10 protein-coding genes and 1 tRNA gene are annotated in these 12,246 nt (G+C 39.1%); 8 read left to right on the top strand and 3 right to left on the bottom strand.

Annotated elements, in window-relative coordinates:
- Positions 1-309: 309 nt before the first annotated feature.
- Both G322_RS0113255 and G322_RS0113250 read right to left on the bottom strand, forming a co-directional pair.
- Positions 310-386: transfer RNA gene (locus G322_RS0113255), tRNA-Pro, on the bottom strand.
- Positions 387-655: 269 nt separating this feature from the next.
- The gene (locus G322_RS0113250) at positions 656-1,954 is read right to left on the bottom strand and encodes a DEAD/DEAH box helicase (protein ID WP_022942241.1); all 1,299 of its coding nucleotides are present in this window, start codon (positions 1,952-1,954) and stop codon (positions 656-658) included.
- A 93-nt stretch (positions 1,955-2,047) separates the two neighbouring features.
- Here G322_RS0113250 and G322_RS0113245 point away from each other — a divergent pair, with 93 nt between their 5' ends.
- The 6 genes from G322_RS0113245 (at position 2,048) to G322_RS0113220 (ending at position 8,431) form a co-directional block, all read left to right on the top strand.
- On the top strand, positions 2,048-3,739 hold the full coding sequence (locus G322_RS0113245; RefSeq protein WP_022942240.1) for a sensor histidine kinase: 1,692 nt from the start codon (positions 2,048-2,050) through the stop codon (positions 3,737-3,739).
- Complete coding sequence (btsR, locus tag G322_RS0113240; RefSeq protein WP_022942239.1) at positions 3,733-4,452, top strand: two-component system response regulator BtsR; 720 nt, start codon at positions 3,733-3,735, stop codon at positions 4,450-4,452. Before G322_RS0113245 ends, btsR begins: the two co-directional genes overlap by 7 nt.
- 174 nt (positions 4,453-4,626) lie before the next feature.
- Complete coding sequence (locus G322_RS0113235; protein WP_022942238.1) at positions 4,627-6,117, top strand: carbon starvation CstA family protein; 1,491 nt, start codon at positions 4,627-4,629, stop codon at positions 6,115-6,117.
- 131 nt (positions 6,118-6,248) lie between these two features.
- Complete coding sequence (locus G322_RS0113230) at positions 6,249-6,521, top strand: hypothetical protein (RefSeq protein ID WP_022942237.1); 273 nt, start codon at positions 6,249-6,251, stop codon at positions 6,519-6,521.
- A gap of 11 nt (positions 6,522-6,532) precedes the next feature.
- On the top strand, positions 6,533-7,420 hold the full coding sequence (locus G322_RS22360) for a putative metalloprotease CJM1_0395 family protein (protein WP_022942236.1): 888 nt from the start codon (positions 6,533-6,535) through the stop codon (positions 7,418-7,420).
- A gap of 99 nt (positions 7,421-7,519) precedes the next feature.
- Positions 7,520-8,431, top strand: a complete 912-nt coding sequence (locus G322_RS0113220; protein ID WP_022942235.1) for a LysR family transcriptional regulator — start codon at positions 7,520-7,522, stop codon at positions 8,429-8,431.
- Between the two features lie 240 nt (positions 8,432-8,671).
- Here G322_RS0113220 and focA read toward each other — a convergent pair whose 3' ends face one another.
- Entirely contained in the window at positions 8,672-10,159 is a 1,488-nt protein-coding gene (focA, locus tag G322_RS0113215; RefSeq protein WP_022942234.1) for a formate transporter FocA, read from the bottom strand.
- A 297-nt stretch (positions 10,160-10,456) separates the two neighbouring features.
- Here focA and G322_RS0113210 point away from each other — a divergent pair, with 297 nt between their 5' ends.
- Positions 10,457-10,759: a hypothetical protein gene (locus G322_RS0113210; RefSeq protein ID WP_051143771.1), complete on the top strand. Its 303-nt coding sequence runs from the start codon at positions 10,457-10,459 to the stop codon at positions 10,757-10,759.
- A gap of 27 nt (positions 10,760-10,786) precedes the next feature.
- Complete coding sequence (locus G322_RS0113205; protein WP_022942232.1) at positions 10,787-11,962, top strand: cyclic di-GMP phosphodiesterase; 1,176 nt, start codon at positions 10,787-10,789, stop codon at positions 11,960-11,962.
- Positions 11,963-12,246: the final 284 nt, after the last annotated feature.

Here is a 12,246-nt window from a genome sequence, read left to right as displayed (position 1 = left end):
CATTTCATTGTGTTCAATATCGTGGACAAGTATGACCAGTTAATTAATGGAATTGGTGTGACTCTGAAAGCTAAGCGGATTATTCAAATGTGGTCGGTGATAAAGGGTTCGAACTAATGAATGCTCCTAATTTCTCTGTTAAAGGTTTTAAAAAGCAAAAGGCCCGCTAGATAATTAAATCTAGCGGGCCTTTCTGAATGTGGTCGGTGATAAAGGATTCGAACTAATGAATACTCCTAATTTCTCTGTTAAAGGTTCTAGAACGAAAAAATCCGCTTAACTCTGAAAGCTAAGCGGATTATTCAAATGTGGTCGGTGATAAAGGATTCGAACCTTTGACCCCCTGGTCCCAAACCAGGTGCGCTACCAAGCTGCGCTAATCACCGAAATTTTTCATTTAGACTTTGTCCAGTGGACAAAGGCTTGGAATATTAGCTATTAAGCTGCGCTAATCACCGGAATTTATTTGTGCTTTATAAAAACACTGGAGATGCAATACACAATGTATGTCCCACTAAATGTCAGAAAGGTTTACACCTAATCAACGAAGCGAGATATTACTGAGTTGTGCCTGCCCCGTCAAATAATATTTGCGTTTAATGTGTTAGATGAATAATAAACGACCACATTGGTCGTTTATTGGTTAATCACTCAGTTAACGCTGTTTACGTTTTTTCGCTTTTTCACGTCGAATGGCAGCAGGGGTATTTGCTTCTTTTCGGCGTGCTACCATTTGATTATGCGCTTGTGTTGCTTTGTAGCGACTCTTTTTAAGTGGTTTTTCGCTGTTACCATCTTCAGTCTCAAACTGCTCACTCATCTCATAACCGGGGTAGACAATACGTTCAAACTGACGACCAATTAATGTTTCAATATTATCTAAAAATTGCTCATCTTTAGGGCTGACTAATGATATTGCCATGCCACTTTTACCTGCGCGACCTGTGCGACCAATACGGTGAACATAATCTTCTGCTAAAAAGGGCAGATGGAAGTTAACCACATAAGGAAGGTTAGGGATATCTAAACCACGTGCAGCCACATCGGTTGCAACGAGAACACGTACACTGCCTTGGGTAAATTTTTCAATCGCTTTACTACGTGCGCCTTGGGTTTTATCGCCATGACAAAGCGCGACTTTAATACCATCGAGTTTTAACTCTTTAGCAAGCAGGTTTGCGCTCTCTTTAGTACCTGCAAAGACCAACACCTGTTTCCAGTTTTTAACGCCGATTAGTTCAGATAAAAGTTCACGTTTACGTGCTTCTGAAACCCAATAAACTTGTTGTTTCACTTTGCCGGATGTTGAGTTAGAAGGAGATACCTCAATGGTTTTAGGTGTGCGTAATAACTTATTCGCTAGCGTTTTAACTTTTGCTGAAAAGGTCGCAGAGAACATCACTGTTTGATGTTTTTGTTTGATGGTGTCCATTAACTGCTGAATATCAGTTAAAAAGCCCATATCTAACATACGATCAGCTTCATCTAATACCAAGTGTTTAACGTGTGAAAGGTTCACATTACGTGCGTTAAGGTGTTCAATTAAACGCCCGGGTGTGGCCACTAAAATATCCACACCGACTTTAAGCATTTTAATTTGTGGATCTACATTTGTGCCACCTGTTACCACGCCTGATGTTAAGTCCATAAATTGACTATATTGTGCGATATTTTTGGCAACCTGCATGGCCAGTTCACGGGTTGGCGTTAAAATAAGCGCTTTAATAGTGCGATTATTAGCCATTTTATCACTGCTATTTTTAGCAATCATGTCTAAAATAGGTAGGCTAAAAGCCGCTGTTTTACCTGTCCCCGTTTGTGCGCTAGCAAGGAGATCCACACCTGAGCGTATCACCGGGATCGCTTGTTGCTGAATCGGTGTTAAGGTTTTGTAACCGCAGGCTTTTACCGCTTTTAATAGTTCAGAAGATAAACCAATCGCATCAACACTCATTTATATCACCACTTTATTGCAAAATATTTTAAAGAGCGCGAGTATATCACCCTCGTTAACAACAGTTATAACGTTTTTTAGGTAACGCACTCAATGGAACTTATTTTTTCTTTATTACAGCAACTTAGTGTTTATTTGGTGATCGCGTATCTGCTCAGTAAAACACCACTTTTTATGCCCTTGACCATGCTTTCTGGACGTTTATCACAACGATTAGCCTGTTATGTTGTATTTAGCCTGTTTTGTATTCTTGGCACCTATTTTGGTTTGGCGATAGAAAATGCCATTGCCAATACACGTGCGATTGGCGCGGTGATGGGTGGGTTATTAGGTGGTCCGATAGTGGGGTTTGCTGTGGGGTTGACGGGCGGTTTACATCGTTATTCAATGGGCGGTTTTACCGATGTGGCCTGTGCTATTTCAACGACGGCTGAGGGATTACTCGGCGGGTTTGTGCATCTTTATTTTATGCGTCGTGGATCTGTTGAGAAGATTTTTAACCCGCTATTAGTCTTTGCGGTGCTTTTAGTTGCCGAGGTAATGCAAATGTCGATTATCTTGCTGGTGGCACAGCCTTATCAGCAAGCATTAGATCTGGTGAAAACGATCGCACTGCCGATGATTATCGCTAATTCGCTGGGGGCTGCACTGTTTATGAGCATTATCCAAGATAGAAAAGCGATATATGAAAAATACTCAACCAGTTTTTCCAGTAAAGCATTAACCATTGCTGAGCGTACGGTGGGCATTTTAAACAGTGGTTTTAATCAGCAAAACACTCAGAAAATAGCAAAAATCATCTATCAAGAAACAGGGGTTGGTGCGGTATCAATTACTGACAGAGAGAAGATATTAGCGTTTATTGGCATTGCTGATGATCACCATCTACCCGATACGCCAATTTCATCAGAACATACCAAACAGGCCATTAAGAATGGCGAGATTATCTTTGCAGATGGTTATGAAGTTACTTATCAATGCTCAATAAAATCTGATTGTAGGCTCGGTGCAGCCCTTATTATTCCACTTTTGGACAGTGAAAACCAAGTATTAGGTACTATCAAACTTTATGAGCCTAAACAGAAACTGTTTTCTTCACTGAATCGTAGCTTAGGAGAGGGACTTGCAAAGCTGTTATCAAATCAAATATTAAGCAGTCGTTATCTTGAGCAGCAGACATTATTAACCCAAGCGGAGTTACGTTTATTACAAGCGCAGGTAAATCCTCACTTTTTGTTTAACGCGTTAAATACCATTAGTGCGGTGATCCGCCGTGATCCCGATAAAGCGCGGCAACTGATTCAGCACCTTTCTCAATTTTTCAGACGTAATCTAAAACACAACATTGAGACGGTGACCCTTAAAGAGGAGTTAAATCATATCCATGCTTATCTTGAAATTGAGCTAGCGCGTTTTTCCGACCGATTAAAAGTCAATATCAATATAGATGAGCAGTTATTAACGCAGTTGGTGCCCACTTTTACACTGCAACCGTTAGTGGAAAACGCCATTAAACATGGTACATCCACACTGCTTGAAAATGGGGTGATTGATGTCACTGGCTACCTTGAAAATGGCTTAGTTATTTTAAAAGTAATTGATAATGCAGGCACTTACTGTTTGAGCGAAAAAGAGTTACAAGCGGGACTGGGGTTGCAGATTGTCGATAAACGCCTCAAAAATAGCTTTGGTGAACAATATGGTTTAACCATGTTATGTCAATCGGGTATTTCTACTCGTGCTGAAATTAAATTTCCTTTTAATGGTGAGAAAATAAGATGCTAAAAGCGATTGTAATTGACGATGAGCAGTATGCACGTGAGGAGCTGATAGTCCTTTTAAGCGAGCAACAAGTGCTAGAAATTGAAGTGATTGCTTCTTGCCACAATGCTATTGAAGGGTTAAAAAAAGTTAATAAGCTAAAACCTGATGTTATTTTTTTAGATATTCAGATGCCTCAAATTAGCGGTATGGAGATGCTGAGCATGTTAGATCCCGATAATATGCCAAAAGTGGTGTTTGTTACTGCTTATGATCAACATGCATTGCAAGCATTTGAAGATAATGCTTTTGATTATATTCTTAAACCGATTGAGCCCGCGCGATTACAAAAAACATTGTTACGCATTAAACGTTCGACCAAAAAAGAGGATTATAAACCACTAACAGATAAACCATTAACCTTGATCCCCTGCGCGGGTTACAACCGTTATACGTTATTAAAGCCGAGTGAAATAGAGATAGCCTACAGTGACCAATCGGGGGTGCATATTATCAGCGCTGAAGCTGAAAATTGTTGCTCATTAAGTTTAAAAGTATTAGAGCAGAAAACAGAACTGTTACGTTGTCATCGACAATACTTGGTAAATTCCAATGCGATTCGTGAGATTCGTCTGTTAGATAACTCATTAGCGGAGATCGTCACCAGTAGCGGGGCAGTCGCACCGGTGAGTCGTCGTTACTTGAAGATGCTTAGAGATAAGTTTCAGCTGGGTTAGGCTTTTATCTTTCGGAAGTGAAACTTTAGTTTCGCCAATAACATAAAACCACTTATTAACTCTAACTAACCACTTAAACTGCAATATGACCACTGGGTTAATTATTCAATGACATTACCTTTATTTTGATTGAAAGTGCACGCTACTTATTTTAATTATTAAAGGATGAATAATATGCTGTGGTTTCTCTTTTGTGTTGCACTGTTATTGGGTGGATATTTTTTCTATGGTGCATTCATAGAAAAGGTATTTGGTATACAACCAGATCGCATCACGCCTGCGTTTAGTAAAACAGATGGTGTCGATTATGTACCGATGTCAAAAAGCAAAGTTTACCTTGTTCAACTGCTTAATATTGCAGGCGTCGGGCCTATTTTTGGGCCTATCATGGGGGCGTTGTATGGTCCCGCTGCTATGTTGTGGATTGTACTCGGTTGTATTTTTGCAGGAGGGGTACATGATTACTTTTCGGGTATGTTATCTATTCGTAATGGTGGCGCTTCTGTGCCTAACATTACCGGGAAATATTTAGGCAATGGCGCAAAACATTTTATGAATATTTTTGCATTAGTACTGCTTCTTTTGGTTGGGGTGGTATTTGTTTCTGCTCCCGCAGGTATGATAACCAATTTGGTGAATCAGCAAACAGATTTAGCCATGCCGATGCTCGTGATGGTGGGTATTATCTTTAGTTATTACGTCGTCGCAACGATTGTACCTATCGATAAAATTATTGGCCGTTTTTATCCTTTCTTTGGGGCGTTATTAGTGTTTATGTCCGTGGGTTTAGTGGTTGCTTTAGCTTTCTCAAGTGAGCACACACTACTGGGTGATTACGAGATGAGCATGATGTTTACCAATATGAACCCTAACGATCTACCATTATGGCCTGCGCTGTTTATTACTATTGCCTGTGGTGCAATTTCAGGTTTCCATGCAACACAATCTCCACTGATGGCGCGCTGTATTGATAATGAGAGTAATGGGCGTTTTGTTTTTTATGGTGCAATGATTGGTGAAGGTATTATCGCACTTATCTGGTGTGCCTTAGCACTCTCTTTCTTTGGTAGTGTTGAAGCGTTATCGGAAGCGGTTAATGCGGGTGGCCCTGGTGCGATTGTTTATGATACTTCGATTGGGCTTCTTGGTGTGTTTGGTGGTATTGTCGCTTTCTTAGGTGTGGTGATTTTGCCAATCACTTCAGGCGATACAGCGTTTCGCTCAAGTCGTTTAATCATGGCTGAATACTTTAAAATGCCTCAAAAATCGATTCGTAACCGTCTGTTAATGGCACTGCCACTGTTTGTACTGGGTGCTATTTTAACGCAGGTTGATTTTGGTATTATTTGGCGTTACTTTGGTTTTGCTAACCAAACAACGGCGGTAATGATGTTATGGACTGCATCTGCTTATCTATTACGTCATAATAAACTGCACTGGGTGGCAACTATACCTGCGATGTTTATGACCACCGTTGTTATTACTTTCATTTTAAATAACAGCACACTTGGTTTTGGTTTAAACATTGATATTGCAACCACATTAGGCGTGATTGCGATGCTGATGATCACCACTTATGTGATTAAAAAATCGAAAGGCAAACCTATTGCTGATGAACCAGTGACAGAGCCTGTGAAAATCAAAGAGGAAGCTGTAGAAAGTTAATTTTTTAATAAAAATAGACTTCATAAAAAACCGTTATACAGCAATGAGTAACGGTTTTTATCATTTAAAACTCGTATTTCGTACTCATTTGTACGATAATTAGTCAAGAATTGTTTTTTGAGGAGAGTGGGATGGATATTAATGGAAGCGTCAATGTAAGTAGTCAATCTACAACAGTATTGCGTAATGATCCTAATACATCAACGGTGCAACACCAAGCAACACAAGTGCAACAACAGACACAAAGTGTTGACAAAGTAACCACCGAGCAACCTGTGCAAGAGGCAAAAAAACTCAATGAAGATGTGGTAAACGCACGTGTTTCAGAGCATCAATCGTTGGCATCAAACAATCAAGTGACAGCGGATGAAGCCGTTGGCAGTTTGGTTGATGTCAGAGTGTAAGTTGGTGTGCCATGAATATCTCTGCGCGCCATTTACCAACATCGGTAACCACAACGCCACTAAAAGCAGGGGAACTAGCGCTCCCTAGTATAAATAGTGTCGCGTTTGTTGATGCTGTCTCGGTCACTATCCCAAATACAGTTTCCTCGTCTAGCCCCGCGTCAACAATAAGCACGGTTAATCCTACCTATGAAAAACCGATTTCTTCTGTTGAGGGTGAGGTTTCTGAACAGGCTGACAATGTAGAAAAAAAAGCCATTGATGCAATCGTAAAACCAATCAGTGATGAAGAGTCTGATACTGAGAAAACGACCCAAAGCAATTCGTCTGATTCAGTCGCCAAAGAAAATGGGGAAACCTATAGTGATGCTGAAATTGAACTGATTAGTGCATTAAAGCTACGTGATGCAGAGGTGAGTGCCCATGAAAGAGCGCATTCATCTGTTGGTGGGCAGCATGCTGGCTCACCAAGTTACAGTTATAAAACAGGTCCTGATGGCGTTAAATATGCTGTATCGGGGGAAGTGTCGATTGATACTTCACGTATTGCTGGCGATCCACAAGCAACCTTACAAAAAGCACAGCAAATAAAAGCAGCTGCGCTTGCTCCCGCCGAGCCATCAAGTCAAGATAGAAAAGTGGCCGCCAAAGCGGATCAAATGGCAACAGTCGCACGCAGTGAAATATTAAAAGCAAACAGTGGGAGTGAAAGTGGCGCGACTAATACTCGCTACGAAGCCTCTGTTTCAGAACATTTTACAGGGCAACAGTTATCAATAGATCCCGCTTTAGACAGTGACATACAAAAACAGATGAATGAACGCAGTATGCATATTGATGCGCTGTACCATCGCTCCTCTTTAGCCGAACGTCTACCTAGTTTTGAGGTTCAAGCTTAATTTATCGTTTTAAAATTGATTTTAAATAGTAACCTTTTAGTTTCTATTTTGTTATGCTCTAAATATCAATAAAATTGATACTTAATTAAAAGAGAAACAATGAAATATACCCTTAAACAATTATCTGTCTTTGATGCGGTTGCGAGTCAAGAGAGTGTTAGCGCGGCAGCCCGTAAATTATCAATGACCCAATCAGCGGTAAGCATGTCACTCTCACAGCTTGAAAATTTACTTGATCGGCCTCTTTTTATACGCCAAGGAAACCGTTTAACCTTAAGCCATTGGGGTAGGTGGCTACGTCCTAAAGCAAAACGCCTTTTGCAAGATGCATTGCAAATAGAACTTGGTTTACATGATCAACAGATGATCAGTGGGTGTTTTTCTCTTTCTGTGAGTCAAACATTTGCAGAACATCTATTGCCTGAGCTTATCAGTAAAATTGATACTGACTTCCCAGAACTTCGTATTAATTTGCAAATAGAAAACACTGAACATGTGGTTGATGGTGTGCTGAATCACGATTATGAGATGGGTATTATCGAGGGGCGTAATGATGATAATCGTATTTTTCAAGAGAATCTGCTTGAAGATCATTTAGTGATTATCAGCAGCACGTTTCATGCTTACGCTAAGCATAAAAAGGTTAATATTGCTCAATTAGAGCAGAGTAAATGGATCTTGCGTGAACAAGGCGCGGGAACACGACGTATATTTGATGGTGCTGTGCATGGCTTAATTGAAAATATAGATGTGTACAAGGAGTATGAAAGTGTTGCGGTGATCAAGGCATTGGTGAAAAATGGAGGGTATTTAGGTTGTTTGCCTTATTTAGATGTTATTAAGGAGGTTGAAAAGGGAGAGTTAGTTATTCTTCCAACACCTGAGCTTAATATGACGCGCAACCTTGCTTTTATTTGGCGAAAAGATGCGGGTGAAAATCCACTGAGATCATGTATATTAGCACAGGCAAGGCGATTAATTCGTAGTTATAAAAAAAGGCAAAACCAATAATGGCTTTTGCCTTTTATTTTTTACCTTCTCGGTAAGTTAAGGAATCGTTACACAATAACTTGCGCTAAATTGTTTTCAAAAAGTCTGAAGGAATCGTTATAAAATAACTTGCTCTAAATTGTTTCTAAAAAACCTTAAATGATGGGTTATTTTGAAAACAAAAGAGCAATTAATTTTAAAGCCGATTCTAAATGGCGGGTTATTTTGAAAACAAAAGCGCAAGTAATTTTGAAGCCGATCCTAAGCCGCTTGTTTTTCTGTTTTATCGTGAGGTTGATACTGTTTGACCATCAATTGGGCCAGTTGTTTGCGTGAGATGATGCCACAGAATTTTCCATCTTGGATCACCGGATAGATAGCTGGGCGGTTTGCGCTGGCTGCTTTTAAGCGTTGCTCATAACTCTGATACTGTGAACTGATTAACATGCCTGATTGATTAACGGGAAATAATTTCTCTTTATCGACCACCATAAACTCAAGCAATGTGGTGATGGGTTGCTTAGCATCAACGGTTAAAATTTCAGTTTGCATCACATCTTTTAATTGATAATTAAGATTTGCACAATACTCTTCCGACCATAATAAACGCAGAATATCTTGCTCAGAAACAAAGCCGATAAGTTGTTGCTTATCATCAATAACAGGGGCTGCACTTAATGGTTGCTCGCTGAGCATTGCTAGTGCTTGATAGATACAACGATCTGCCGTAAACGTTAAAGGTTGTGCTTGCATAATATCGAGGATAGTAAGCTGGTTTAGTTTGTTTTTCATGAGATTATTTCCTTGTGGACTATTATTGTTTGGAGTAAAAAAGAAGTTTTTATCTGTTGTTGCATCGGTTGCTATATTTTGTTGTTGTTGAGGTTTATTGGCATAAGCGAGTGCTATCAGTGAAGCTCCGCCAATTATGTTGCCAAGTGTGACGGGAATTAAGTTGTTAAAAATAAAGTTATTTAGCGTGAGATCTGCAAATGCATTACTAGCAAAGCCGTGATCACTTAATAAACTAGCCGCGCTAAAGGTATTAATTGCGATACCCAGCGGCACCATAAATAGGTTGGCAATGCTATGTTCAAAACCACTGCTGACAAACATTGCAACAGGTAACATGAGTAATAAGGCTTTGGTTAACATGTCTTTACTGGTAAATGTCATCCATATGCCCAAGCACACTAATAGATTACATAACACACCCAGTGCAAAGGCTTGCCCCCAACTGTGGTGTAATTTATGTTGTGCTATTTGCATCGCATTAATGCCCCAAGCGCCTCCATCTAAGAACTGCATCTTTGCCATGACAACTAAGCCTAAAATGAGCATTGCCCCTACTAAGTTTCCGAGATAGACGCGTAACCAGCAACTGAGTAGCGCTTTTGTGGAGAATAATCCTTGTGTCCAAGCAACAGTACTTAACACTGTGCTGGTAAAAAGCTCTCCACCACAAATGACCACTAAAACTAATCCTAAACCAAATGCTAATCCGCCAGCTAGTTTGATCATGCCCCAGGGTGCATTGGCAGCACCTGTGGTGACTGTGATATAAAAGACAAAGGCAATAGCGATAAAAACGCCTGCAAAAATAGCCAGTGTAAAAGATTTAGCAAACGACTTTTGCTGTTTTTCCAAACCATACTGTTTAACTTTATCAAACAGGTTATCGGTTACATCACTTTGTTGGTACGCTATCGGGATCACCTGTTTAATAGGGTAGAGTGAATTAGATTTCATTATTCACATTCCTCATTAAACAGTGAATAGGGGTGTTTTTTTCCATTTTTTTCTCCTTTAAATATAAACAGTGCGTTATTGGTAACGCCTAACTACAGTAAAGTGAAAAGTAAGAAAATAATATTTGATTATTTAGATAAAAAGATTCAATTTTATTGATGGATTTTTAAGGGAGTTCACCGTTTCATATTTAATTATGAATAATTCACTTATATCACCTCGCTTTATTGAATGCTGTTGTATTATTAAAGAAAAGTTTTAGAAGGTAGTGTAATAGTGATCCCTGAAAGTAAAAAAATGACCGTTATTTTTCGCATGGAGCCTGGCTCATTAGGCCCAGATGGTGCGCAATATATTAATGAATTTTGTGAGTTTGCTCAGATGCAACTGCAAGCTTGCTCAGAGCCTTATATTCGCTGGACGATTGTACCTCGCTTAGATAAAACCTTGGCTGAAATGGAGTTTAAATTAGCCTCAAAAAAATTAACCACCGCTAAAGCGGCACAATATCTTGCTGTTTTTTCAGAGGATTTAGCCCATTTTGAAGAGCAACTTGAAAATAACTTAGAAGCAATTATTAACCAATATTTTGGTCGGTAATATTTTACAAAATAAGAATGACTAAATATGTTAAAGAAAATAAAAGTAAATCAGCTTAGAAAAGGGATGTATATCAACGATCTAAAATGTGGTTGGTTAAATCATCCCTTTGCTTTAAATCGTTTTAAATTAGAAAAACAATCTGATATTGGTAAAATTATCGCGGCTGGCGCTAAAATAATAGAGATAGATACCAACAAAGGGTTGGATGTTTTTGTTGAAAAACGCATCGATGAGAATAAGAAATTACGTCAGGTGGTTGATCAGCGTACAGACAACAAACCTAAAAAGGTAACTGCACTTGAGGAGATGAGCCAAGCTAGGATTGCATTTGCACAAGCGGGAGAATTTATTGCCGATATGATGGCAAATGTAAAAATGGGTCAACATATTGAACTTGAACAAGTTAACCCCGTTATTAATAAATTAAGCCTGTCTATTTTACGTAACCCTAATGCACTGCTTGGTCTTTCTCGTATTCGTACAATGGATGTTTATACTTTTGAGCACTCAGTCAGCTTTTCGATATTAATGATGGCCTTTGCAAAGAGCATGGGCCTCTCAGAGAAAATAATATGTGAGGTAGGCATTGGTGGTTTATTGCATGATATTGGTAAAACATTAACGCCTGATAAGATATTAAATAAACCGGGTAAACTCACTGATGATGAATTTGTTATTATGAAAGAACACGTGGTGCACAGTCGTAAAATACTAGAAAAAACCAATGGGCTTTCACAAATCTCAATGGATATCGCTGCCCAACATCATGAGAAATATGATGGAAATGGTTACCCGTTAGGGTTAAAAGGAGATCAAATCAGTCGTTATGGACAGATGTCTGCGATTGTAGATGTGTATGATGCATTAACGGCAGATAGGTGTTACCACAAAGGTAAAGAGCCCTCTGAGGTGTTAAAATTATTAGTTAAGTGGAGTGGGGCACATTTTAACCCCAGCTTAGTGAGGGAGTTTATTCAGTCAGTGGGTATTTACCCCGCAGGCAGTTTGGTGATGCTTAGCAATCAGCACTTAGCAAAAGTAATTGATATTAATGAAAATATGTTAAAACCTGTTGTAGAAGTTTTTATAAACGCCAAAACACGCAGTTATATTCCCAGAAAGTTGATCGACCTTGCTCAGTTTGATGCAATTAAGATATTAAAAGTAGAATCCTATCAAAAATGGAATATTGAAGTTTAGCTTTTTAACGGCTCAGAAATAACTTTTTCTGAGCCGTTGTCTTATACCAATTACAGTAAATAGCTAATCTATTTTACTGGTTAAAATAACTCACTTCTGCGTTGTAAGTTTTGTAAAGGGAACAACCATTTACGTCAACTTACGCCTTAAATTTAGCTGTTTTCCCTGCGCAAAATTTAGATCACATACTTAATGTAATCGGTATTATTCCTGCAAAGATTGCAAACGCAAATCTTGTTTCTTATAAAACGCAATGCTGGCACTGTAACGCGCTTGGTCTAGTT

Source organism: Psychromonas hadalis ATCC BAA-638 (assembly GCF_000420245.1).
Taxonomy (GTDB): Bacteria; Pseudomonadota; Gammaproteobacteria; order Enterobacterales; family Psychromonadaceae; genus Psychromonas; species Psychromonas hadalis.
Note: the sequence above shows the minus strand (reverse complement) of the source record. Positions and strands in the feature narration are given on the sequence as shown.

Bases quoted from the DNA above. Each gene is read 5' to 3' on its own strand.
- G322_RS0113235 (WP_022942238.1), top strand. From the start codon at position 4,627: ATGCTGTGGTTTCTCTTTTGTGTTGCACTGTTATTGGGTGGATATTTT.
- focA (WP_022942234.1), bottom strand. From the start codon at position 10,159: ATGAAATCTAATTCACTCTACCCTATTAAACAGGTGATCCCGATAGCG.
- G322_RS0113210 (WP_051143771.1), top strand. From the start codon at position 10,457: ATGACCGTTATTTTTCGCATGGAGCCTGGCTCATTAGGCCCAGATGGT.
- G322_RS0113205 (WP_022942232.1), top strand. From the start codon at position 10,787: ATGTTAAAGAAAATAAAAGTAAATCAGCTTAGAAAAGGGATGTATATC.
- btsR (WP_022942239.1), top strand. From the start codon at position 3,733: ATGCTAAAAGCGATTGTAATTGACGATGAGCAGTATGCACGTGAGGAG.
- G322_RS0113250 (WP_022942241.1), bottom strand. From the start codon at position 1,954: ATGAGTGTTGATGCGATTGGTTTATCTTCTGAACTATTAAAAGCGGTA.
- G322_RS0113245 (WP_022942240.1), top strand. From the start codon at position 2,048: ATGGAACTTATTTTTTCTTTATTACAGCAACTTAGTGTTTATTTGGTG.
- G322_RS0113230 (WP_022942237.1), top strand. From the start codon at position 6,249: ATGGATATTAATGGAAGCGTCAATGTAAGTAGTCAATCTACAACAGTA.
- G322_RS22360 (WP_022942236.1), top strand. From the start codon at position 6,533: ATGAATATCTCTGCGCGCCATTTACCAACATCGGTAACCACAACGCCA.
- G322_RS0113220 (WP_022942235.1), top strand. From the start codon at position 7,520: ATGAAATATACCCTTAAACAATTATCTGTCTTTGATGCGGTTGCGAGT.